General features: G+C 44.0%; 28 protein-coding genes and 1 riboswitch. Of the genes, 8 read left to right on the top strand and 20 right to left on the bottom strand.

All coding sequences use genetic code 11. From position 1 onward, the window contains the following. The first annotated feature begins 76 nt into the window (after nt 1-76). From GZ22_RS01445 to GZ22_RS01435, 3 genes are all read left to right on the top strand, one after another. Nucleotides 77-1,171, top strand: coding sequence for an iron-containing alcohol dehydrogenase family protein (locus GZ22_RS01445; protein WP_038558006.1), 1,095 nt, complete (start codon nt 77-79; stop codon nt 1,169-1,171). Further along, entirely contained in the window at nt 1,168-1,950 is a 783-nt protein-coding gene (locus GZ22_RS01440) for a carbon-nitrogen family hydrolase (protein ID WP_038558004.1), read from the top strand. The genes GZ22_RS01445 and GZ22_RS01440 overlap by 4 nt, the downstream gene beginning before the upstream one ends. Nucleotides 1,951-2,044: 94 nt before the next feature. Next, nucleotides 2,045-2,338, top strand: a complete 294-nt coding sequence (locus GZ22_RS01435) for a DUF3817 domain-containing protein (protein ID WP_038558002.1) — start codon at nt 2,045-2,047, stop codon at nt 2,336-2,338. A 29-nt stretch (nt 2,339-2,367) separates the two neighbouring features. On the opposite strand, the gene GZ22_RS01430 is transcribed toward GZ22_RS01435, so the two are convergent. The 4 genes from GZ22_RS01430 to GZ22_RS01415 all read right to left on the bottom strand — a co-directional run bounded on the left by GZ22_RS01430 (nt 2,368) and on the right by GZ22_RS01415 (nt 4,951). Then, nucleotides 2,368-2,850 carry a DUF456 domain-containing protein gene (locus tag GZ22_RS01430; protein ID WP_038565413.1) on the bottom strand — a complete coding sequence of 161 codons (483 nt, stop codon included), beginning with the start codon at nt 2,848-2,850 and terminating at the stop codon, nt 2,368-2,370. A gap of 69 nt (nt 2,851-2,919) precedes the next feature. Further along, nucleotides 2,920-3,996: a tetratricopeptide repeat-containing glycosyltransferase family 2 protein gene (locus tag GZ22_RS01425; RefSeq protein ID WP_038558000.1), complete on the bottom strand. Its 1,077-nt coding sequence runs from the start codon at nt 3,994-3,996 to the stop codon at nt 2,920-2,922. A 65-nt stretch (nt 3,997-4,061) separates the two neighbouring features. Further along, nucleotides 4,062-4,424, bottom strand: coding sequence for a DoxX family protein (locus GZ22_RS01420; protein ID WP_038557997.1), 363 nt, complete (start codon nt 4,422-4,424; stop codon nt 4,062-4,064). A gap of 23 nt (nt 4,425-4,447) precedes the next feature. Beyond that, on the bottom strand, nt 4,448-4,951 hold the full coding sequence (locus GZ22_RS01415) for an NUDIX hydrolase (RefSeq protein WP_038557995.1): 504 nt from the start codon (nt 4,949-4,951) through the stop codon (nt 4,448-4,450). A 74-nt stretch (nt 4,952-5,025) separates the two neighbouring features. Between GZ22_RS01415 and GZ22_RS01410 the strand changes: the two genes are divergently transcribed. Together GZ22_RS01410 and GZ22_RS01405 are read left to right on the top strand one after the other, a co-directional pair. Then, nucleotides 5,026-6,069 carry an ArsR/SmtB family transcription factor gene (locus tag GZ22_RS01410; protein WP_038557993.1) on the top strand — a complete coding sequence of 348 codons (1,044 nt, stop codon included), beginning with the start codon at nt 5,026-5,028 and terminating at the stop codon, nt 6,067-6,069. Between the two features lie 4 nt (nt 6,070-6,073). Next, nucleotides 6,074-7,270, top strand: coding sequence for an MFS transporter (locus GZ22_RS01405; RefSeq protein ID WP_164071997.1), 1,197 nt, complete (start codon nt 6,074-6,076; stop codon nt 7,268-7,270). Nucleotides 7,271-7,316: 46 nt separating this feature from the next. On the opposite strand, the gene GZ22_RS01400 is transcribed toward GZ22_RS01405, so the two are convergent. The 4 genes from GZ22_RS01400 to thiE form a co-directional block, all read right to left on the bottom strand. After that, nucleotides 7,317-8,579 (bottom strand): S8 family peptidase, encoded by a 1,263-nt coding sequence (locus GZ22_RS01400; RefSeq protein WP_038557988.1) that lies wholly within the window; start codon nt 8,577-8,579, stop codon nt 7,317-7,319. A gap of 242 nt (nt 8,580-8,821) precedes the next feature. Next, nucleotides 8,822-9,892: a copper resistance D family protein gene (locus GZ22_RS01395; RefSeq protein WP_038557986.1), complete on the bottom strand. Its 1,071-nt coding sequence runs from the start codon at nt 9,890-9,892 to the stop codon at nt 8,822-8,824. Between the two features lie 6 nt (nt 9,893-9,898). Continuing rightward, nucleotides 9,899-10,456, bottom strand: a complete 558-nt coding sequence (locus tag GZ22_RS01390; protein ID WP_038557984.1) for a copper resistance CopC family protein — start codon at nt 10,454-10,456, stop codon at nt 9,899-9,901. 117 nt (nt 10,457-10,573) lie between these two features. Continuing rightward, on the bottom strand, nt 10,574-11,218 hold the full coding sequence (gene thiE, locus GZ22_RS01385; RefSeq protein ID WP_038557982.1) for a thiamine phosphate synthase: 645 nt from the start codon (nt 11,216-11,218) through the stop codon (nt 10,574-10,576). Between the two features lie 183 nt (nt 11,219-11,401). Between thiE and GZ22_RS01380 the strand changes: the two genes are divergently transcribed. Then, complete coding sequence (locus tag GZ22_RS01380; protein WP_038565409.1) at nt 11,402-11,716, top strand: YckD family protein; 315 nt, start codon at nt 11,402-11,404, stop codon at nt 11,714-11,716. A gap of 40 nt (nt 11,717-11,756) precedes the next feature. On the opposite strand, the gene thiM is transcribed toward GZ22_RS01380, so the two are convergent. The 10 genes from thiM to GZ22_RS01330 form a co-directional block, all read right to left on the bottom strand. Further along, complete coding sequence (gene thiM, locus GZ22_RS01375; protein WP_038557979.1) at nt 11,757-12,554, bottom strand: hydroxyethylthiazole kinase; 798 nt, start codon at nt 12,552-12,554, stop codon at nt 11,757-11,759. After that, the gene (gene thiD / locus GZ22_RS01370) at nt 12,541-13,377 is read right to left on the bottom strand and encodes a bifunctional hydroxymethylpyrimidine kinase/phosphomethylpyrimidine kinase (protein ID WP_038557977.1); all 837 of its coding nucleotides are present in this window, start codon (nt 13,375-13,377) and stop codon (nt 12,541-12,543) included. The genes thiM and thiD overlap by 14 nt, the downstream gene beginning before the upstream one ends. Continuing rightward, nucleotides 13,370-14,068 (bottom strand): thiaminase II, encoded by a 699-nt coding sequence (tenA, locus tag GZ22_RS01365; RefSeq protein ID WP_038557975.1) that lies wholly within the window; start codon nt 14,066-14,068, stop codon nt 13,370-13,372. The genes thiD and tenA overlap by 8 nt, the downstream gene beginning before the upstream one ends. 114 nt (nt 14,069-14,182) lie before the next feature. Continuing rightward, nucleotides 14,183-14,283: riboswitch (TPP riboswitch) on the bottom strand. 60 nt (nt 14,284-14,343) lie between these two features. Next, on the bottom strand, nt 14,344-15,372 hold the full coding sequence (gene splB / locus GZ22_RS01360) for a spore photoproduct lyase (protein ID WP_038557973.1): 1,029 nt from the start codon (nt 15,370-15,372) through the stop codon (nt 14,344-14,346). After that, entirely contained in the window at nt 15,365-15,610 is a 246-nt protein-coding gene (locus GZ22_RS01355) for a transcriptional regulator SplA domain-containing protein (RefSeq protein ID WP_038557971.1), read from the bottom strand. The genes splB and GZ22_RS01355 overlap by 8 nt, the downstream gene beginning before the upstream one ends. Nucleotides 15,611-15,799: 189 nt before the next feature. Continuing rightward, nucleotides 15,800-17,512, bottom strand: coding sequence for a methyl-accepting chemotaxis protein (locus tag GZ22_RS01350; protein ID WP_038557969.1), 1,713 nt, complete (start codon nt 17,510-17,512; stop codon nt 15,800-15,802). 202 nt (nt 17,513-17,714) lie between these two features. Then, nucleotides 17,715-18,746: an EAL domain-containing protein gene (locus tag GZ22_RS01345; protein ID WP_051747930.1), complete on the bottom strand. Its 1,032-nt coding sequence runs from the start codon at nt 18,744-18,746 to the stop codon at nt 17,715-17,717. Next, on the bottom strand, nt 18,746-19,159 hold the full coding sequence (locus GZ22_RS01340; RefSeq protein WP_038557966.1) for a secondary thiamine-phosphate synthase enzyme YjbQ: 414 nt from the start codon (nt 19,157-19,159) through the stop codon (nt 18,746-18,748). Before GZ22_RS01340 ends, GZ22_RS01345 begins: the two co-directional genes overlap by 1 nt. 110 nt (nt 19,160-19,269) lie before the next feature. Beyond that, nucleotides 19,270-19,740 carry a flavodoxin gene (locus GZ22_RS01335; protein WP_245609695.1) on the bottom strand — a complete coding sequence of 157 codons (471 nt, stop codon included), beginning with the start codon at nt 19,738-19,740 and terminating at the stop codon, nt 19,270-19,272. Nucleotides 19,741-19,812: 72 nt separating this feature from the next. Continuing rightward, nucleotides 19,813-20,016 (bottom strand): hypothetical protein, encoded by a 204-nt coding sequence (locus GZ22_RS01330; RefSeq protein WP_051747928.1) that lies wholly within the window; start codon nt 20,014-20,016, stop codon nt 19,813-19,815. A 97-nt stretch (nt 20,017-20,113) separates the two neighbouring features. Between GZ22_RS01330 and crcB (GZ22_RS01325) the strand changes: the two genes are divergently transcribed. Together crcB (GZ22_RS01325) and crcB (GZ22_RS01320) are read left to right on the top strand one after the other, a co-directional pair. Further along, the gene (crcB, locus tag GZ22_RS01325) at nt 20,114-20,506 is read left to right on the top strand and encodes a fluoride efflux transporter CrcB (protein ID WP_217258987.1); all 393 of its coding nucleotides are present in this window, start codon (nt 20,114-20,116) and stop codon (nt 20,504-20,506) included. Beyond that, complete coding sequence (crcB, locus tag GZ22_RS01320) at nt 20,503-20,847, top strand: fluoride efflux transporter CrcB (protein WP_038557964.1); 345 nt, start codon at nt 20,503-20,505, stop codon at nt 20,845-20,847. Before crcB (GZ22_RS01325) ends, crcB (GZ22_RS01320) begins: the two co-directional genes overlap by 4 nt. A 37-nt stretch (nt 20,848-20,884) precedes the next feature. Here crcB (GZ22_RS01320) and GZ22_RS01315 read toward each other — a convergent pair whose 3' ends face one another. Then, a complete protein-coding gene (locus tag GZ22_RS01315; protein WP_051747922.1) occupies nt 20,885-21,310 on the bottom strand; it encodes a DUF4064 domain-containing protein in 426 nt (141 codons plus the stop codon). 23 nt (nt 21,311-21,333) lie between these two features. After that, complete coding sequence (locus GZ22_RS17905) at nt 21,334-21,744, bottom strand: DUF4064 domain-containing protein (RefSeq protein ID WP_051747920.1); 411 nt, start codon at nt 21,742-21,744, stop codon at nt 21,334-21,336. Nucleotides 21,745-21,756: the final 12 nt, after the last annotated feature.

The raw sequence follows: 21,756 nt of genomic DNA, 5'->3' as shown, positions 1-21,756 counted from the left end.
GGATAACATTGGCCTTTCCCTCTTCCAGATACGCTTGGAAGAGTTTTTTTATGTAAAAAATCAATGAGGTGACAACATGACCATCAACATAAAAGGCGCTCCGAATTATTACGTTTGTGAGGATAATATATTGGAAAGCCTTCCAGCGAAGCTTTCGGAATTGAATTGGACCAATGGGTTGCTTATTCACGGAGATGCTTCTTGGAAAGCTGCTTCCCCATTCTTGGATCCGATCGATTTGCCAGTGAAACGCGTAGCTTATAACGGCCAGTGCACACATGCAGAAGCAGCGAGACTTGCAGGTATCGCAGCTGACGAAGCTGCTCAATTCATAATCGGTGTTGGCGGCGGAAAAGTGTTGGATACTGCCAAAGCCGCTGCTAATGATGCAGGTCTTCCAGTCATCTTAATTCCGACAATTGTTTCTAACTGCTCTCCATGGGCTTCGCTTAGCGTTTTTTATGATGAAGCAGGTAATTTCGTTGAATATACCGTATTCCCACGCAGCGCATTTATGCTGCTAGTCGAGCCGAAGCTTCTGCTTACGACACCTGCGCCTTATCTAATTGCCGGAATTGGCGATACATTGGCCAAGTGGTACGAAGCGGATGCACTTACCGAAAACATGACTGATCAGCCGCTTGCTGTCCAAATATCCCGTAACGCAGCGAAGTTATGCCGGGATATCCTTATTGCCGAAGGAGATGCTGCTATTTGTTCATTGCAAAGCAAACGTGCTGACAGTGCATTTCTCCGCGTTGCAGAAACGATCATTATGGCTGGCGGTATGGTTGGCGGTTTCGGTGATGAATATGGCCGAATTGCTGGCGCACATTCCATTCATAACGGACTGACAAGACTTGCCGAAACACATGAGCAGCTGCACGGAAACAAAGTAGCTTATGGTATCCTTGTTCAGCTTGCACTGGAAGAGAAATTCGAAGAGATCCGCACTTTGCTTCCGATTTATCAAAAACTCGGACTACCAACTGTACTTAAAGAACTTGGTGTAAAAGAAGATTTGGACAAGGTGATGAAAATTGCCGCAGACGGCGCTGTCGCTCCAGGTGAATCCATTCATTTCATGCATGTATCCGATTCAGAAAAAGTAGTCGAAGCCATGCGAAGTGTTGAGACATTCGTTGCGGCGAATAAGGGAGTGACCCAATGAAACTCGCTTTGATTCAGCATGATATCGTTTTTGGTGACCCGGAAGCCAATTACAGAAAAGTGGAAGAGTTAATAAATGAGGCACAGGAAAAGGCCGATGTCCTCGTGCTGCCTGAGCTTTGGACAACCGGCTATGACCTGACAAGACTCGATAATATAAGTGATACCGAGGGAGAAACGACAAAGCGCTTTATCAGCAGACTAGCTAAAACACATCAAAAATATATTATCGCTGGTTCCATCGCCAAGCAGACCGATACTGGTGTTTATAATACGATGCTTGTCTTCGGACCAGCAGGTGAGCTGCTCCATGAATATGATAAAGCTCATTTATTCCGATTGATGGACGAAGAGAAGTTTCTGAACCAAGGTGACAAATCCGCTTCCTTTTCCATCGGAAATAAACGAGCAGCTGGTGTCATCTGTTACGACATCCGTTTTCCCGAATTCATCCGCACGCATATGATCCACGATCAGCAAGTGCTCTTCGTCGTTGCCGAGTGGCCGAAAGCTCGACTGGATCACTGGCGCGCGCTTTTGCTCAGCCGGGCAATTGAGAACCAATGCTACGTCGTTGCTTGTAATCGCGCAGGAAGTGACCCTGCCAATGAATTTGCCGGGCACAGTGTGATCATTGGGCCATGGGGCGAAATTATCGCTGAGGCAGGAGAAGCAGAGACAATTTTGTACGGCGAAGCAGATCTTGACCAAGTTGATGACGTGCGAAACCGTATCCCAGTATTCCAGGACAGACGCCCGTCCATCTATGATGTAACATGATATTTTGACAATGTTATGACAAGTTCTCCCGATGAGTGGTAAATAGGGGCAAGCTTGCTTATACTATTTATAAATAGTTTTTGGGAGGGCTTTCATGCAAGCGACATTGAAATGGTTCCGTATCATCGGGTTTCTCGAGGGGACTTCCTTGCTTTTGTTATTGTTCATGGCAATGCCTTTAAAATACATGATGGATATACCGATTTTCGTCACCTACATAGGTGCCATCCACGGCGGTTTATTCGTCCTGTACGTCATTTGGACCGGTTACACGACCTTGAAAGTTGGCTGGGGAATGAAGTGGGCAATTTTAGCTCTGATCGCATCCGTCATTCCATTCGGTTATTACATCTTAGATATGCGATTGCAGAAAACAGAATACGCATAAGAAAAAGCGAGCAGAGATGCTCGCTTTTTTTATACGAAAGCTGCTATAAAGAACCAGATAATCATAATCAATTGAATTACAATCTTTGCTATCGATCCGCCAAGGAAGCCCAGCAATGAGCCGATGGAAGAATAGATAGCTTCCTTCAGTGTTCTTCTTTGAACAAGCTCTGTCACAAACACAGCAACGAACGGCACGACAATGATTCCAAAAGGCGGGATAATAAAGGAACCAACAATGACACCGATTGCTGCGATTCGCTCGCCCCATTTACTTCCGCCGAATTTTTTAACAAAATAACTATTGGCGATAATATCTGAGATGATCAAAATGACCGTCAAGATAACCATCGCTACCCAGAAGAATACAGACAAATCTCCATCACTGAGCATGAACTGAAAAACTAAGAATCCAATCCATAACATTAGCGGAGATGGAATAACGGGATAAACAATTCCCGCAAAACTAGCGATGAATGCCACCGCAATGATAATCCAAGCAATTATATCCAATGCCACAACTAATCCTCCACATCTTACCTTGATAGTACGTATTATGACATATGAAGCAGTAAAAGGAAATTAAAGACTGAGCTTCTCAAAGAATGCTGTATTATGAAGGATACTTGGATGATTCGGGTTAAAGGAAACAGCTTTTTCATGGGCTGATTTTGCCTGCTCAAGCTGACCAATTCGAGAATAACATAGCGTCAGCTGCAAATACGGATACCAAGTCGTATAAGCAGGTACACTGAAGCCTGGCAGTTCCTTCCCTTCATAATCCAAAGCCTGCTCATACCAATAAGCAGCTGCATGATAATTACGATCTTCTGTCAGCAAGTCACCAATTAGACAGCAAAATTCCGGCCGCGGTCGGTCATACTGGAATGAACGAAAGAGGTTAGTACGATACCCATCCATATCTTTTTCAGCCTTGCAGCAATCCGCCAGATATTGACACGCTCGTATATTGTCCTCTACCCAGCCCTTCTCTGATTGAAGAAACATCATATAATAAGACTTGGCAAGCTCAAACTTTCCATGATCCTTTAGCTCATTTGCATAGTAAAACATATCGCGAGGCGACAGTTCCCTGCCAGAAGCGACATAGGACTCGTAGATACGTAAATTGCGGTCTGAAATCGTAAAAGTTTTATCGCTTTTTCGATGTGTGACAGCTATATCCGAATCCACAATATTTCCCCCAAATTCCAAGTATTCATGTACAGCACCACGCCAGCGGAAATTCTTACTACGCTTCACGACTCTATTTCTTCTATACAAGTAAAGCGGACGACCTTCATCATCCAAACTTGTATGATACAACATCGATACGACGTCCACATCAAGGGTCAAATTACTCCATAGAGAACGGAAAGCTTCCTGATCCTTTGCTAGCAGCACATCATCCGCATCAAGCCACATAATGTATTCTCCCGTTGCCTTACTGAAGCTGTAATTTCGAGCAGCGGAAAAATCATCTATCCATTTGAAATCAAACATACGCGAAGTGTACTGTGCTGCAATTTCCTTTGTTCGATCCGTGGAGCCTGTATCCACGATAATGATCTCATCCACTAAATCACGAACACTTTCCAAACAGCCGGCCAGTACCTCTTCTTCATTTTTAACGATCATACATAAACTGATGGAACGCATAGGTCACCTCGGCATACATGATATTCTCACTATATGCGAAGCCATCCGAGGAATTGCAAATACGTTTATCTCGTAACCTTCCAAACCCACCAGATAAGTGCTGGTTGTGCAAGAAGTCGTATATAAAGTAGGGTTTGGTCTGTCTCCTCAAAGCCCGGCACCGGGATATCATAGACGGCACTGTAAATGTTTGCCGGGAAAATCGCAATTAAATAGATAACAGTAACGATAGCTGTTAATTTCCTGGTAGCAGGTACAAGTAGTCCAATAGCCAGGAGAATCTCCGCAATGCCAGTTAAGTATATTAATGTATAGCGCAGCGGTACATACGCGGGCAGCATGGCAACAAAACCATCATCCAATACAAAATGCAAAATACCAGCCACAATAAACATCAGACTGAACACATACAATCCTACTTTTTTCACCTAAGCTGCACCCTCTTTTTTCCTTATCTAATACCCTGATCTCCTTCCTGAAAACTCCCCTCTTTTATTTCCCACTCTGAATAGACAACTGTTTCTAACGGCACTTCTGAAGACAATAACCACTTGATTGCCTGAATGACCAAAGGTGAGCTGTTCGCAGCCAACAATTTCTCAAACGGCATCCATTCTGCACCTAGCGCATCTTGCCCTGCAAATTGTTCTGGTATCTGTATTTCTCCATTTACCTCTGCTGTATAAAAAACCGCTGTATGATGGACATGGGTAAAATCCTTCCACTGCCACGGAAGCTTAAAATCGACAGCGCCAATCTGCTTCTTCACTGATGCAGTCAAACCCGTTTCTTCCTTCACTTCACGAATGACAGCATCTAGCAAACCCTCCCCGCTTTCCAGACTTCCTCCGGGTAAATCAAAGCGATTAATATATGGACCTCTTCCTTTGTGGATGACAAGCAGTTTGTTTTCTTTATGTATAACAGCATATACGCCGAATGCACGATGATACATTTATCTTCTCCTTTGTTCGATTTTTATTGAATATAATATTCTAATAATATAGAATTATTTACGAGGTGATAGATATGCAGATAATTCAGACAGGTTTTAAAGCAAAACATGATTATACCATTCGTTTTGAAACATCGTTACTATGGGAAGCCGCATTAGGAATTGCCGCTGTCACAAATGCTTCCTTAGCTGGGACGCTTGAACACGTGGAAAAGATGTGGGATGATCCCGAAAATGACTTTTCAGATGAGCTTCAGCTTGAACTGCATAAGATTCATCAATGTAACACCTGGAAGACGCTTCTACAGCTGCTGCACCACTCAAATGCCACAACCTTAGATGAATGGACAGATGAAGTCTCGAACATGCCGGAACAGACATTGCGAAAACAGAGTCTTCCCTACATCGGAAGCGCGTTTGAAAAACATCGAACGCGGGCTGCTCAGGGACATGAAAGCTCCTTGACCACTTTGCAAGAAGTGACTTCAGACAACCCTTTCTTTCCGGATTATATCGCTTTTATTGCCAATGCAGATATTTCCTCCCTGAAAGAACACTTGATTTCTGTTATGAAAAAATGGTTCAAAGAAGTAATCAGACCACAGGAGAAACTCTTGCAGGATATGCTGGAAAGAGATATCTCGAACAAAGAACAAAAGCTTGTCTCCATGGATAAACTGACCTTTATACGCTCGGTGACAAATAGTACAAGCTACAAACCTGATGATGGAATCAATACGGTCCTGTTTATCCCGCATTTCCACTACAGGCCGTGGACAATCAGTGCAGACCTGCCTGGCACAAAGGTTTTCTATTACCCAATTCACTCTAATAGCATCGATCCAGAAAACAGATATAATCCAGATACGATGCTTGTAAGAAAGTATAAGGCATTGGGTGATGCAACAAGACTCCACTTGCTAAAACGTTTAATGGAAGGTGAACATACGCTACAACAATTAACGGAGCAGCTTCCCGTTGCAAAATCAACACTGCACCATCATTTGAAGATGCTCAAATCTGCCGGACTTATCGCATCAGACAAGCAGGTTTACTACGCAAATAAAGATAGTATTGCTTCCCTAGATTATGAGCTGCAGTCATTTTTGGAAGAGTAATCACATGACTGTGCAGAAAATTACGTTGACCCATCCGTTATCACGCCTAATGATGAGCACCACTATGGCTTCCATGGCCGGACAGGTTTACAGCATCTTGCTACCGCTATTAGTGCTCGACGTAACCTCTTCCACTATCGCAGTTACAATTGCTATAGCTGTAGAGCGAGCATCGATGCTGCTGCAGCCTCTCATCGGTCCTTTTCTTGACCGCGCAAACTGGAAGCACGTACTGCTGATTGCGGACTTTGTGCGCTTTCTCTGTTTTTTGCTGCTGAGTATATTCGCTATAACCGGACAGATAAGTCTCTTGCTAATCTGTATCATATCCATGTGCATCGGATTCGCTGGTCAATTCTATCAGGGTGCTCAGTTTACTGCCATTCCACATCTAGTTTCCGATCGGCAGCTTCATTACGCTAACAGTCTGGAAAGTGCTATATTTCAGCTTACCATCGTAATTGGACCGAGCATAGGCGGTGTTGTTCTTCTATTCTTCAGCATCCATTACAGCTTAATAGCAGTAAGCGGACTTTCCTTACTCGCCGTTTGGTTAGTGCTCCTGCTTCCATACGAGCAGCAAACGACCAGCTCCAGAACATTCTCCATATCTCAATACATCCACGAGCTGAGAGAAGGCTTCTCTTTCATCTATCAACAGAAAGAGATTTGGTATACCAATCTTATATCACTAATCTCCAACTTCGGAATACAATTTCTCATTGTTTTGCTTGTCATCTATGTAAACCAACTCACAAAAGATCCTTTGCTGCTTGGTATTGCATTATCTTCTGGCGGAATCGGAGCCATTCTAGGTACTTATCTGGGTTTCTTTGCCGATCGCTTCTCTACATACAAACAGATATTATTCGTTGCTAAAGTGATTGGCGGTTTATCCATCATCTGCGTCGGGCTGACGGATACTATCTGGCTGGCAGCTTGCTTCAATATGATTGGAACAGCGGCTGCAGGTGCCGTTAACCCGATTATCAAAACAATTCGACAGCGCTATACACCACGCAATTTACTAGGTCGTGTCCAATCTACATCCCGCTTCATTACGTTTAGCTTACTTCCAGTTGCTTCTGTTTGCGCTGGTCTCTTATCAGAGTCTGTCGGCATAGGAACAACAATTATAATAGGAGGATGTATTGCCAGCATTTCCGGTCTGCTTGTCTGGAAATTGCCTCAAAAACTATAAAAAGAAGGCCCCTGCTATAGAGGCCTTCTTCATTCCTTTTACTAGACTATTGAACACGAGGGAAACCGAATCCGGAGGCATAATCATCGCCTCTAGCAGCACCATAGCCGCCAAGGATATCGTTAGCACGAGCACGGGACTGCAATGTCTGTCTCACTTGGGAGCTGCTCAAGCCTGTGTTTTCTGACCAAATCTTAGCTGCCAAACCAGAGATATGCGGTGTAGCCATAGATGTTCCAGTCAGTGATGCATATGTGTTTCCTGGATAAGTTGATAGGATAGCTGACCCTGGAGCTGATACTTCCACATCACCTTGCTGAATAACATAATCACCATCTGTACGGCTGTAGCCTCTGGAAGAAGAATCGGCAACTCGGTATGTACCGTTTTGCTGGCGGTTCTCCAGATTTGCTACTGCAACAGCTTCTGGGAGTGCAGCAGGATAGCCGATTGAACCTTCATACGGGCCGGAGTTACCCGTTGCCGCGATGACTAATGCCCCTCTGCTATTTGCATAACGAACTGCATTGGAGATGAGAGTATCCTGCCCTCCGCCAAGAGACATTGAAATGACGACTTTCTCCCCACGGTTTGCTCCATCATCGGCAGCTTTCCGGATACCGTTTGCAATGTCATCGGAATAGCCGCGCCCATCGTCACCGAGTACTTTATATGCCCATAAATCTGCTTCCGGTGCTACACCAAAGATACCAGAACCATTCCCGCCATTGGCAAGTGCAGAACCAGAGACATGGGTACCATGCCCATCACGATCGACACAAGTGCCATTCACTTGTCCGCTGGATGCTTGAGTAAAGTCGACACACTGCTCCACATTGGCAGCAAGGTCAGGGTGGTTAACAGACGTACCAGTATCGAGAACAGCGATGTTGATATTATTTCCGCCGCTTGTTCTAGTTATGGATGAGTTATTATAAATTGCTTGAATTCCCCATGGTGTACGGTCGGATACAGCTTGTGTGGATATATCCCTTTTTTCAGACACTTCCTGCTTCGTATATACACTTACTTCCGTTACTTCCAGAGCTTTGTCGGATTTCAGCTCCTCGAGTTCTTTTTCAGATACCTCAGTTGTAAAGCCTTCGTTACCGAAGCTGTTGCGGACACCATGCTCTTCCTTCACCTCATCAGTTGCTTGGGTGGAAAACACGCCGTCCTTCTGCTTAACGAGAATGCGGACTTCCTCATTTTTTGCCGTCTCATCAGGAGCGGCACCAGCTTGTAACGGCTGAAATACAGATAATCCTATCATTGCCACAGCAGCGACACTTACCAGTTTTCTTTTCATTCAATCACCTCGCTAGATTTTATAGTCACTGAAGTGGAGTCCGACCTTCTGCCTTCTAGACTCTCAGAAACTATTAAAGTAAATCTAGCATAGGCTATCTTGGAAATGTATTGGGAAATCAGACGACAGCAGAACACAAAAAAAGACATTATTCCAATTTCTATTTCCTTTTTCCAGCAGAATGTTTGCCTAGTGGAAACTTTCTGTGATTAAAGGTGGAATAATGCCGTCCTATGAATTTATTAAAATTGCAAACTAGTCATTATGGCAGTGTACAAAAGTGCCGAAGCAACGAAAGCGGACGCCAATGCAAAGCTTGCTGCAGCTCTTTTTTTGAAAAGATAAACGATACTGGCCAAAAACAAGCCAAATCCGATGAAGCAAACAACTCCAAGTACACCCCAGTGCCAGGTTGCGACACTTTCAGCTGTCACACTAGAAAAAATGCTGCCGAATATCAAGGCAGATCCCTCATTGCTTAGGGTCGCTGGAATATCAGCAGGTGTAGCAGAAGTGCCAAGTATCGCTGTGCAAATAAATATAATTGCTAGCAGAATTGCTTCGGCCCGAATCCAGTTAAGCGGACGAAATGCAGGATCACGATGAGCTTTTCTCGCTAGGATGCCGTTAATAACAGCAAATACAAGTACAGGTACGAACACGATATGCTTTACGAACAACATTTGGCCATACGTCAGCATCAAAGCATTTCCATAGTTTCGGATATCCATAGCAAACAGCATGACAATTATGCCACTAACTATAACTAACATGACGAGCAGAATGGCAAATGGTGTAAACCATTTTAGGAAACTTTCCCAACTGAATTGTTCTGAAGTATAAAAACATACTTGAATCAGTACACCTACCCAGAAAACAGCAGCACCTAAATGGACGAAATGGGCAAAAGCACCGATCAACCCACCCTCCACTGCTGAATGGCTGCCATACGCACTAAGAAATAGCATACCAAGGAATAAAAGTAGCGTGAGAAACGGAAATTTGTTGAAATAAAGCAGTAGCCAAACACAGATAGCCAGGAAAAAGATTCCGATCCACACTCTTCCTGCTGTAAATTGGAATAAGACTTGGCTCAATGCTTGCCCATATCCATTCTGTGCGCCAATTATAGAAACGAGGTTAATAACAGGACCACTCGTGACGAGTGCGGCAGAAGCTGCAGCAGCTAATACGTCACTTCGCGGTGTCCGGATTGCTGCTTCTTCCTTTCGTACAAATCTGAAAACAAGATGACCGGCGAGAAAAGAAAAAGCGATATACGACAGTAATTCCAACAATGGAACTAGAATCACGGCGAGTTAATCCTTTTTACGATAAGTGAAGAACAAAACAGCGGCACAAAGTAAGGCGATGATTACCAATCCCGTCACTATGAAACCTGTATCGGAACCTTCCTCTTCTTCATGTGATTCTTCTGCTGCTGTTTGCTCCTGTTCATTCACTTGTGTATTTTGTTCATTTTTGACTGCCGAGCCCTGTTCACTATCGCTTTCCTCAGCTGAGGCAAGACCTTCTGCTGTAAAGGAGATTGTGTTACCGACTTCGTGTCCATCTGCTGAAATTACTTTATAGCTTAATTCATAATTCCCATCAATCATTTCCTGAGCCAATGGAACAGTGACAGTCGTTCCATCAACGGCTGCAGAGTCAGTAGCAAGTGCTTGTCCATCGACTATCACTTTCGTCTCTACTACATCCTCCACATTAGAATTGAATGTCAGAGTGAAAGCATCCATGCTTTCTGTCACCGTACCACCTTGTCCTGGATCAGATGCCGTCAGTACTGCATGGGCGGACACAGTCTGCGGCAGCATATATAAGAACAATGCCAGCAAGACCAACATTGGCTTCTTCATATTTACCACTCCAATTTTTAAATGTCCCTTTCATCGTATAAGAGAATACAGATAGCGTATAGAACGAATTGTGACCAAATCCTTACATTTTAATTCCACTCAACAAAAAAGATGCACTCACGTGTGCATCTTTTCCATCTTCATCTTCAGTTCATTTACTGCCTGCTGTATATCCGTCGCTTTCGTTAAAACGGATATGAACGAAATACCATCCGCTCCAGCTTGCCGGACAGCCTCGGCATTTTTCTGATTGATGCCGCCGATTGCAACCATCGGGAAGTCACCAACTTGTTTCCGAATCTCGCGTAATCCTGTCAGACCGATTGGGAATTTTGCGTCAATCTTCGTGCGAGTAGCGGCGATTGGACCAACACCGATGTAATGGGCTCCGTCCTGGATTGCTTTTTTAGCTTCCTCGGCATTTTGTGCGCTCACACCGATAATGAAATGCTCCGGACAGCGTGTTTTTACTTGCTGCATTGCTTCGTCTGTCTGTCCGATATGCACACCATCTGCTCCAATCGCAATCGCAAGATCCACATCATCATTAACGATGAAAGGAATGCTGTGCGCCCGACATCTTGCCTGCAGCCGTTCAGCCAGCTGTCTTTTTTCCAGTCCAGTCGCAGCTCCCTCTCCTTTTTCCCGAAGCTGAAACATTGTAATACCAGCTTCAAGCGCCTGTTCCAGTATGTCCTCCGGATCCTTGTCCTGGCAGTTTTGACTGCCCATTATGAAATAAAGCTCCAATTCTTCTTTCATGTTTATTACTCCTTTTCCATTTAGACATTCCACATCCCCATTATGTGTTGTACATGTTCTCATTCCTCAGGTAGAAATTCTTCTTCTCCTAATTTAGGAAAAAGTGTGGAAGATGGATAGCAATCCCAAAACTGCGTAAAGTAAGCCCAAGCTTTGAACAAGGAGATGATAAAGTTGAAATGGATGAAAGCTGGGGCTGTAGTAATCGCTCTATGTGTCGGATTGGTCATTTCCAATCCAGCTGCTGGTTTTGCTGCTGACAAAGCTGTTGCCGATGTGCTGACAGATGAGCAGAAGCAAGAAATAGCAGCTTTGCAGAAGCAGGCATTAGAGCAGGAAAAGCAAATTATTGAAAAGTACGTAGAATACGGTGTCTTTTCTGAAGAGAAGGCCGACCAAATCGAAAAGCATTTGGATCAAAGGTTTAAACAATTAGAGCAAGATGGTTTCATCCCAAAGCCGCTTCGGCATGGCCCTCACCCTCATCCAGAAAAGTGACATCCTACAATCAGCAGGTATACTTCTGCTGATTGTTTCTTTATACTCCTACTTCGAGTTGTTCCACTTTTTCCGAATCAATCACTTGATCTCCTAACAAATATAGCTGATCCAGAAAAGCGATTTGAAAGCTTCCAGGAGCTTTTGCGGTCTTAGCCGCTTCCTCGGCTGCAATACCGTAGAAAGTAAGAGCACCGATGCAAGCTTCCAATACATTGTCTGCTGCTCCAGCACATGCTGCTACAACGGCACCAAGCAAACAGCCAGACCCTGTTATTTTACTGAGCATCATATGTCCATTCGCAATACTATACGTATGGTTCCCATCTGACAGGATATCTATTTTTCCTGTTGCAATCACAATCGTACTCAATTCTCTGGCGAGCTGCTGGACAACTCTTGGTGAAATACCATCCTCGGAGCCATCTACACCTTTCACTTTGACTGATGTGCCTCCTAGAACAGAGATTTCACCTGCGTTTCCGCGAATGACGGTAACATCCACCTCCGCCAATATGCGACGGGCCGTTTCTGTCCGATACGCTGTGGCGCCCACTCCGACAGGATCGAAAATAACTGGTATTCCGAGTCTATTCGCTTCTTTACCGGCTAAAATCATTGCTTCTACATCTGCTGCGGCAAGTGTGCCGATATTCACTAGGAGCGCTTGTGCATGCTGAACCATCTGCGCTGCTTCTTCCTTAGCTGACGCCATCACTGGTGAAGCACCGAGTGCAATCAAACCATTGGCCGTAAAGTTAATGACGACATTATTCGTAATACAGTGAATCAATGGATTCGCTTCCCGGACTTGCTTAATCACATCAGTATACTTCATTATGCTGTCCCTCCTGGACTGGCACACCTTGCAGACGGTATCCCCAATGATTTGTCGGACCATTACCTTTTCCAAGCTGAAGCGAATACGAAATCGCATCTGTAACAAAATCCTTACCGATTCTAACTGCTTCTTGCAGAGATTTCCCTTTAGCCAGTTCCGCAGTTATCGCTGCCGAATACGTGCATCCCGTCCCATGAGTATGTTTCGTTTGAATACGTTCTGCGGTATAGGCGGTGAAGCTATTTCCATCGTGGAGCCAATCAGCCGCAGATGCTCCTTCCATATGTCCGCCTTTCATCAAAACAGCACTTGCCCCATATTCCTGAACGATTATTTTTGCTGCGGTTTTAACGCTATTTTCATCATTAATACGAATGCCTGTAAGTTCTTCTGCTTCCGGTATATTCGGTGTGATGAGCGTAGCAAGCGGAACAAGGTGCTTCTTTAGTGCAGCTCTGGAATCCTCTCCCATAAGTGCATGCCCACTTTTGGCATACATAACTGGATCCATTACATAAGCAGTCTTTGATGTAATCAAAGCAGCAGCGATGCAGCGCATCATCTCCTCTGATGCAATCATCCCCGTTTTTACAGCAGCAGGCGTGATATCAGAGAAAATTGATTCCAGCTGCTGTTCAAGAAAATCTACTGGAACATGATGAACAGCTTGCACTCCTGTCGTGTTTTGAGCAACAAGGGAAGTAACCACGCTCATTCCGTATACTTCACGTTCTTGGAATGTTTTCAGATCCGCCTGAATTCCTGCTCCTCCTGACGGATCAGTTCCGGCTATTGTTAAAGCACTCCTTATATCAGGCATGAACAGACGCTCCTCTCAATGGAATCATCCAGTCCTGCTGAGTGGCAGCCATCTCCCAGAAACTGTGTTCCAGCATACAACTTTTAAGAAAAGCTTTCCGCGCACGCTCTTTTGCAGCAGCTCCCGCTGTCTCGGCCCACTTATCCAGTCGCTTGCTAAGCTCTGCTGTCACATCTGGCATGCCATCTTCCCTGCCGCTGTAAAACTGAATCCACTCCAGGAACGGATTAGATTCATCGGGTGCCTTTGTTTCGATAATATGAGCTGCCAGCGCCTGGTACGTCCATGGACAAGGTAAAAGTGCTGCCATCAGCTCTCCTATATCTCCTTGTACAGCACTGTTCATCATGTGCGAAATATAATGGTCAGCTGCAGGCGGAGGTGTCATGCGCTGCAAGTCTTCGTACCGTACACCTGCTACCTTGCAGAAGACGTTATGCGGATGAATCTCACTGTGCAGAACAAAATGAATTTGAGACTGATAGAACTCCATCTCTTCTCGCGTTTCGCATTTGCTGACTGCCAAACCATAGATACGGGCAAATGCGGTCAAATACTCATAATCAGCTTTCACATAATGGATCAATGCCTCACGTGGCACATAGCCATTGGCGACTCCTTCTACGAAAGGATGTGCATAGATTGCTTCGAATACCGGTTTTGCTTCTTCTCTCAATTGTGCAGAAAACATTTTTTCTCCTCCTATTGGAGAAAGCCCTGTCGGAAGGGTGATTGGCGCCGGCCATATAAAAAAGTCGCTCCAGAAGTATGGAGCGACTCGTATAGTTAAGTGTGCAGAAAATACACGAATCCGGCTCCACTTTCCTACGCTGGTGTTAACCAGATCAGGTTCAAAGGGATAAAGATTACTCTTATCTCAGCCAAATGGCACCCCTAGTGGACTTCCTCGAAATTCAATTGTCCCCTTAACTATCACATGCACAGATATGAATGTCAACCGATGAATCAAGTGAAATATTCAATTCTGGCTTGCGGGAACATCTTATAGATTTTACTTCCTATTACATCTTTAATTTCTTCTTGCTCTTCATTTTGGTAGACGTATTTTCCTATACCATAGCGCCCCCATTTATATTTCCGCTTGCTTTCATCTAACTCAAGCTTCGACATCGGATAGTTTTTCTCGATAACGCGCTTTGCCGGCTTCGTGAATCGATGCTGGATCAATTCGAAGGTCAAGTTCTTTTTAGCATGAGCAGGTAAAGCAGCTTCCAAATGCTCTAGCATTTCCGGGTAGCCTGTCTGCCAGCCATCATGTAAATAAATTGGAGCAACGATAAATCCGAGCGGATAACCTGCCTCCGCCACTTTCACCGCAGCCTCGATACGATCTTTCAATCGTGAGGTGCCTGGCTCGAAGTACTTGATCACATAATCATCATTGATGCTGAAGCGGAATCGCGTCCGTCCTTGATGATCTGCATCCAGCAAATGATCCACATGAGCGAATTTCGTTACAAAACGCAGCTGCCCGTGCTTGGACCTGCCAAAATATTCAATCGCATGTTTTAAAGTGTGCGTCAGGTGATCGATACCAACGATATCTGATGTACAGGATGCCTCAAACCGCGTTTCTTCTGGCGCTCTTTCCTGCATGTACTGCTCTGCTGCATCAAATATTTCATCTGTATTTACATACGTGCGAATATAAGGTTTGGATCCCATCGTCGTTTGCAGGTAACAATAGTGACAATGCCCCATGCAGCCTGTCGCAAATGGAATAGCATATTCAGCTGATGGTTTAGATGTATCGAATTTCAGTGTTTTCCGCACACCGACAACCAACGTTGATTTGGCAGTACGGTACTTCTGGAAATCATTATCGCCCGGCAAATTACGGACCTGATTGTGGGAAGTCGTCTCACGAATCTCCACGCCCATGTCCTGGAATTTGTTCTTCAGCTTCACACCAAGCGGGTATTCTAATGCCCGAGGCTCTATATACACAAGCTGTGGTACAAACGGTTTAACCATAATAACCACCATCGGCTAAGCCAAAAGCGGATACATATGCTTCTTCCGCCTCTCCGAGATCCTGATAAACCGCCACTTCATCATTGAGCGGATAATAGGTTTCATACACAAACAAAGCCAATTCACCTGGCTTTTCCGGGTTATGGACGACCGCTGCCTCCTGTATATTGGCTACTCCCTGTGCATGGGGATTGCGGATAATTACATAGACGATTTCTCCTGCTTGAAAAGCATCCATTTCATTGCCTCCTTTGAACATACTGCAACTAGTATGCACAGATTGGATGAAAACAATGTAAAAAAATGAACCCTTTTCCAGGAAGTATGCGTCTACTTCTTAGAGGAGGGTTCAATGTGAAATGGATGATATACGTTTTCCTGTTATTAATCTTATCCTTTATCGGTTACTATCTGCTAGTCAATTAACTTACACACGGAAGCGAGCAATTGCGGTTTGGAGCTCCTCTGCCATAAACGCAAGTGAGCTAGATGATGCCGCTATTTCTTGCATGGCAGCCAGCTGTTGTTCTGTTGCTGCTGACACACTTTCCGTTGAAGCCGCTCCTTCTTCTGCTACCCCGTTCACATCACCAAGTGACATATTGACAGAATCTGTGCCTGCAATCATGCCTTCCAGAGCAACTCTCACCTCGCGGAATTCATCAACCAGACCCGCTACTGCAGTTTCAATTTGATGGAATGAACCGCCCGCTTGATCCACAACTCTTGTACCTGCCTGTACTTCATCCGCTGCATGCTGCATCAAATCAATGGTTTTCGTCGTATCCTGATGGATAAAGTCGACCAAAGCAGCAATTTGTCCCGCGGCTCCCTTTGTTTCCTCGGCCAACTTACGCACTTCATCCGCAACAACTGCAAATCCCTTTCCATGTTCTCCAGCTTGAGCTGCCTCGATGGTTGCATTCAGCGCAAGAAGATTTGTCTGTGCAGAAATATCCGTGATAACACTCGTAATATCACTGATTTCCCGGGACCGCTTGTTCAGACTGTCAATCGAAGCAGACAACTCCTGCACATGAGAAGTGATTGTATTCATCTGTTCGTTTACATCCTTAATTGCATGTCCTCCCTGGACAGATAATTCAGATGTCTTCTGCACTGCTTCTTCCACATTCTGAGCGTTGGAAGCTAACTTATTTGTATGCTGATCCATATTACCCATTGTCCCTGTAGCTGTTGTAATTAGCTCTAGCTGCTGGACGGAGCCCTCTGCGAGCTCCTGAATCGTTTTAGCCACATGTTCAGATGACGAACTGCTTTGTTCAGCACTCGCACTCAATTCCTCTGCAGATGCAGCCACTTGCTGGGATGTATCATTCACAACTCGGATAATAGAACGCATGCCATCTGCCATAGCATTATAAGAAGCGGTCAGTGCTCCCATCTCATCCTTGGATTGATACGAACCATCAGAGCTGAAATCTCCATCTGCAGCTTTGCCCAATAAGTTTTGCAGTTCTTTAACTGGAGAAACGATAAGTTTTGATATAAGTATGCCAATAGCAATTAATAGTATTAAAGCAACACCTATAACGCTTGATAATATGATTGTGGCCTGTCTGACGTCCTCTGTTGCCTGCTCATATGTTTGTTCTGCTTCCTTCGTATTCTGTTCCTGCAACTCTTTCAGGGTATCGTTCACAACCGTACGCTGCGGAATCTGTTCTTCAACAAAGAGATTGTATGCTTCATCGTTTTGATTTTCTAAAGCAAGCCGCATAACACGATTTCGGATTTCATGTAAACCTTCACGCTCTTGCTTATAGTTTTCAAATATCTTTTTACCATCTGCGGACATAAAACTATGCTCCAGTTTATCCATCTCATCATCAATTCCGACAATGGATGATGTAAGCATGTCATTGAGCTCATCATTTCTTGACTCATCCTCAGTGAGCATCATCTCCAAAATGTATGCATCGTTTGCCTGATTGTTCTCGCTAATTTGACTTAAAGATAAGTTAGGCAAAAGCTTATCTTTGTACATCAATTCAGCCTCTCGCGCCATTTCTCGTGTATAAAATATGCCAGCCGTCCCTACAATCCCTAGTGCTATAGCTCCTACCAGGATTAAAATAAGCATTTTCGTCCTGATTTTCACATTTTTCAATAATTTCATTCCAGCATCCCCCTGATGATAGCTATTACACAGCCACTTCCACACTGTATATTGACTTTCAATATATCGGCAGGCTTTCCAGAACTTAAAGGTATTTTAAAGAAAATGTAAAATATTTTGATCCATTTTGGATATTAAGTTAAAAATCCCATTATCAATTGGATATACTCCAATCAATAATGGGGTTTCATTGGCAAATAAATTACCTCGAAGGAAACAGGGAATTTCCTGAGACAGCTTCAGAACTCGGTTTCCCAATAAAGTAGCCTTGAGCTAAATCCACTCCAATCTGCTTGCAGAATGAAAGCTCCTCCTGTCTTTCAATCCCTTCTGCCAACACCTTCGTGCCAAGAACGCGGGCAACGTCCATTACTTTATATAGAAATTCTTGTTTCTGTGCGCTAGTGTCACAATAAGATATGTATGCTCTATCTATCTTGACGAAATCGGGTTCCAGCTCTTTAAGCAGTTCGAGCGTGGAATAGCCTGCCCCAACATCATCCAAGGCTACCATCATGCCTTCTTCCTTGTAACGCTTGAAAATGCGTTTCAAGCGGGAAACGTCATCCAGTTTCTCAGTTTCAACTACCTCGAATACAAGGTCTTTTGGATCTACTCCATATTCCTCAACTGTATGGAATGTCTGCCTTAGACAAAAATCCGGATTATAAATAGTTGATGGCATAAAATTAATGAAGCTTTTCACTCCATCTGATATTTCTTCCTGTGCCCTTTTCCTGACTGCCGTCTTTCTTGCACGCTGGTCGAGCATACTAGTGAGTCCTGCTTCTGCCGCAAAATTAAACAGAGCAGCAGGTGAGACTTCCCGTTTGTCTGCACGCAGCAAATGCTCGAATCCGAAGATTTTCTCATCTTCCATAGAGATGATAGGCTGCAGAAAAGATTGAAATGCACCCTTTTGGACAATTTCTGTGAATTGCGGAAATTGAACACGCTGGAGCAACTCTTCGACAGATACCATTGGGAAACTATTTGTTACTTTTTTTGCGACGGTACACCTTACACCTGATATACTTTGACTTCTTATAGACAAGAGCATCTGCTCTAGCTGCTGTAAGCTGAAATATTGGTAAATCGTATATGTATCTTCCTGTTTGAGCGGATTACCGAGAGATAAATTTCTGAATGATTCCGGTGACCTCATCAGCAATTCACCCTTTTCCGGTATATCAAGGACTGTCCCGCACATTGCACATACAGACAGCTGTTCCATCACGCACCATCCCTTCCAGACGATAGTACTTGGACTGCATATTTCCGTGAGCTGGGTCCATCGAACTCACAAAAATAAATACCTTGCCATGTTCCTAATACGAGCTTGCCTTCTGAGATGAGCACTGTCTGAGCATGTCCGACTGTACTTGTCTTCAAATGAGCTGCCGTATTTCCCTCCGCATGCAAATCCAGCTCGTGCTTCCATGGATATACCTCTCTGAGCCTGCGCAGAAAATCCTGTTTCACATCAGGATCAGCATTTTCATTTACTGTGATACCCGCAGTCGTATGTAAGGAGGAAATAACTGCAATTCCCTCTTCGATACCGACTGAATGGATGTAGCTTTGAATAGAGTTAGTAATTTCGATCATGTCATCACGGTGCTTTGTCTCTATAGGGAATATGTCCATAGTCCTACCTCCTATCCGCTCCTATACCCGAATTTATTCGACATTATTCTACATAAACCTTTTTATATTTTAAAAAATAAAAAGCAGTCTGCATGAAGCAGACTGCTTTTTTAAATGCTACGCTCTTTATTTACTTCAGTTGCAAACGAAGCAGCGAACTCCTGACAGTTACGGATATCCTCATCTTCAGGAGATAAGTCAACTTTCAGAGTCTCAAGAACAATTTCCGCTCCGCGCTCCTTGAATTTATCCTGAAACGTGTCAATTGCGGCACCATAGCTTGCATAGATAGAATCACAAGATCCGAATAGAGCCACCGGTTTGCCATCAAGTTCGATGTCATCCAGTTCATCGTAGAAATCCTCGATTTCGTAAGGGATATCTCCGTCTCCCCAAGTATAGGTGCCCATTAAGATGCCATCATAATCCGTCATCGTAAAAACGTCTAACTGATCTATATCAATCTGGAGCTTCGTTACCTCGACTCCTTTTTCTTCCAAAGTCTGTTCCATAATGTCAGCCATTTCTTCCGTATTACCTGACATACTGGTGAATGCTATCAGTACACTTGCCACCTTCATTCACTTCCCTTCATCTGCTCTCATTTTAATTGATAACCATTCTCAATGTCAAATGAAGCATGTCAGGAAGCCTCAGTTTCCTTTTATTGCTTGATAGGCAAGTTTGAAATTCTTTTTAGTATCCTCTCCAAAGAGATTGATATCTCCTTCGAAAATCTGCTCGACTGTGAGCTGATACGCTTGTTCTACAGTACAGCCGCGCGTATTCATCAGCAGGCGAAAGTAGGATACAAAATATTCCTCACTCAAAATCGCCGCGTTTTTCATCATAATCATACTACCTTTCCTTCTAAATCCGTTCTAATAGCGTAACACAGATAATGGGGTATAATACAGGCATACAGCATTATATGCAGAAAAAGAAGGTTTGTGTATGAAAATGTATTTCGCAATTGGCTGCGGGGGCAGTATTGGTGCATTTCTCCGTTATCTGGTTGGCGCATTGGTGCCGCAGGCCGGCAATTTCCCTTCAGGGACGCTTTGCATCAATATTATTGGCTGTTTCGCTATGGGTTATTTGACTAACTTTGTGAAAAGGCGCTACTTTGCGGATAAACCTGCACTAGCTAAAGCACTGACAACAGGCATGATCGGAGCATTCACAACTTTTTCGACCGTCAGCCTGGAAACAGCACTTCTTGTCCAAGATGGTATGGCACACATCGGATTAATTTATCTCGCTTCTAGTACAGCGGGTGGTTTAGGTGCACTGCTCCTAGGTCTGCGACTTTCTCCGGACCCAGTCCAAAAGGAGCAATCCATATGAGTATTATTTTTGTACTTGCAGGCGGCTGGTTAGGGGCAATTTCTCGTTACGAAATAAGCAGAAGAGTAGAGACGTTCTGGAGGAACGACTTTCCGCTTGGGACCTTCTTGATCAATATTTCAGGTTCCTTTCTAATTGGACTCGTTTATCAAGCTGATTGGGGATTGACCTGGCAGAACTTCCTCGCCATCGGATTTCTCGGTTCATTTACAACATTCTCCACGTTCTTCCTGGAGATCTTCCAATTGGGAAGCAGAAAGAGAATTACCATTGCAATCAGTTATTTGCTAAGCAGTTATATCATCGGTATATTATTAGCTTTCCTAGCACTATCCATATAAAAGGGGCACTGCTTTTTTAGCAGTGCCCCTTTTTCATTTAATAACTCTCTATTTTGTTATCGTTTGTACCAATCGGTTTCCGGGTTATTGCAAGGATACCTGCAACCAGATAAAGAATTGCGGGAACAGTAGCTACGAAAATAGTTAATAGTGCTGATAATACTGCCGTTACGATGAAAATGACGCCGGATACTGTTGATCCGCTGTTACGACGTAAAAGCACAAGAGCAACTACACCAAGAATAGCTGCAATAGCACTGACTATCACATAATACCAGCCGATGCCTCCGAAAAAGCTGCTGACGATATCGGCTTCTTCTGCTGTAAATTCAGGGTCATTCCGAATATCTTCTGCTATATAATCACCGGTTGCTCCAATGAATACACCAACTAAAATCGCACTTAAGGCGTTGAAAACAACTCCTATTATTCCTAAAACTAATTCCGCAGTACGTTTGATCAATCTTTTTCCCTCTTTCTCTCTTATTATCTGATCTCATCCGATGGTCTTCTTGCCAAGACCATAACACCTGCAATAATATAAACCATACCGCCGATAAATCCCGATAGGAAAGTACCGATAGAACCCACTAATGCCACGATAATAAGCATGATACCAAGACCGGTCTGCTTACGATCCGTTTTCAGTCTAACTGCTGCCACAATGCCTAAGATGGCACTAATGACACTCACAATAATGACAAAAATCCCAATGGATCCTGCGATATCGGCAATCATTCCAGTATCAACTGTCTGATCAACTCCACTTTCCAGAATCTGTTCGCGAGCAGCCTCTGGATCGTATGTAGCAACCTGAACTGTTGTCATGACCGCAGTAATGAGGAAGACAATTGCACCAATGATGGCAAGTACCTTCTCTGCTGTTCTTTTCAACATGTCAAACCTCCT

It is taken from the genome of Terribacillus saccharophilus, from assembly GCF_000725365.1.
GTDB lineage: Bacteria > Bacillota > Bacilli > Bacillales > Amphibacillaceae > Terribacillus > Terribacillus saccharophilus.
This window is presented reverse-complemented; position numbering and strand designations above follow the sequence as displayed.

Coding starts and splice junctions, on each gene's coding strand:
- crcB (WP_038557964.1), top strand. CDS start 20,503: ATGAGTATTATTTTTGTACTTGCAGGCGGCTGGTTAGGGGCAATTTCT.
- GZ22_RS01440 (WP_038558004.1), top strand. CDS start 1,168: ATGAAACTCGCTTTGATTCAGCATGATATCGTTTTTGGTGACCCGGAA.
- GZ22_RS01335 (WP_245609695.1), bottom strand. CDS start 19,740: ATGAAGGTGGCAAGTGTACTGATAGCATTCACCAGTATGTCAGGTAAT.
- GZ22_RS01345 (WP_051747930.1), bottom strand. CDS start 18,746: ATGGAACAGCTGTCTGTATGTGCAATGTGCGGGACAGTCCTTGATATA.
- GZ22_RS01400 (WP_038557988.1), bottom strand. CDS start 8,579: ATGAAAAGAAAACTGGTAAGTGTCGCTGCTGTGGCAATGATAGGATTA.
- GZ22_RS01355 (WP_038557971.1), bottom strand. CDS start 15,610: ATGGATGCTTTTCAAGCAGGAGAAATCGTCTATGTAATTATCCGCAAT.
- splB (WP_038557973.1), bottom strand. CDS start 15,372: ATGGTTAAACCGTTTGTACCACAGCTTGTGTATATAGAGCCTCGGGCA.
- GZ22_RS01445 (WP_038558006.1), top strand. CDS start 77: ATGACCATCAACATAAAAGGCGCTCCGAATTATTACGTTTGTGAGGAT.
- GZ22_RS01425 (WP_038558000.1), bottom strand. CDS start 3,996: ATGCGTTCCATCAGTTTATGTATGATCGTTAAAAATGAAGAAGAGGTA.
- GZ22_RS01330 (WP_051747928.1), bottom strand. CDS start 20,016: ATGATTATGATGAAAAACGCGGCGATTTTGAGTGAGGAATATTTTGTA.
- thiE (WP_038557982.1), bottom strand. CDS start 11,218: ATGAAAGAAGAATTGGAGCTTTATTTCATAATGGGCAGTCAAAACTGC.
- crcB (WP_217258987.1), top strand. CDS start 20,114: ATGAAAATGTATTTCGCAATTGGCTGCGGGGGCAGTATTGGTGCATTT.
- GZ22_RS17905 (WP_051747920.1), bottom strand. CDS start 21,744: ATGTTGAAAAGAACAGCAGAGAAGGTACTTGCCATCATTGGTGCAATT.
- thiD (WP_038557977.1), bottom strand. CDS start 13,377: ATGCCTGATATAAGGAGTGCTTTAACAATAGCCGGAACTGATCCGTCA.
- GZ22_RS01390 (WP_038557984.1), bottom strand. CDS start 10,456: ATGAAGAAGCCAATGTTGGTCTTGCTGGCATTGTTCTTATATATGCTG.
- GZ22_RS01405 (WP_164071997.1), top strand. CDS start 6,074: ATGACTGTGCAGAAAATTACGTTGACCCATCCGTTATCACGCCTAATG.
- GZ22_RS01435 (WP_038558002.1), top strand. CDS start 2,045: ATGCAAGCGACATTGAAATGGTTCCGTATCATCGGGTTTCTCGAGGGG.
- GZ22_RS01340 (WP_038557966.1), bottom strand. CDS start 19,159: ATGGACATATTCCCTATAGAGACAAAGCACCGTGATGACATGATCGAA.
- thiM (WP_038557979.1), bottom strand. CDS start 12,554: ATGAAGTATACTGATGTGATTAAGCAAGTCCGGGAAGCGAATCCATTG.
- GZ22_RS01350 (WP_038557969.1), bottom strand. CDS start 17,512: ATGAAATTATTGAAAAATGTGAAAATCAGGACGAAAATGCTTATTTTA.
- GZ22_RS01380 (WP_038565409.1), top strand. CDS start 11,402: ATGAAAGCTGGGGCTGTAGTAATCGCTCTATGTGTCGGATTGGTCATT.
- tenA (WP_038557975.1), bottom strand. CDS start 14,068: ATGTTTTCTGCACAATTGAGAGAAGAAGCAAAACCGGTATTCGAAGCA.
- GZ22_RS01415 (WP_038557995.1), bottom strand. CDS start 4,951: ATGTATCATCGTGCATTCGGCGTATATGCTGTTATACATAAAGAAAAC.
- GZ22_RS01410 (WP_038557993.1), top strand. CDS start 5,026: ATGCAGATAATTCAGACAGGTTTTAAAGCAAAACATGATTATACCATT.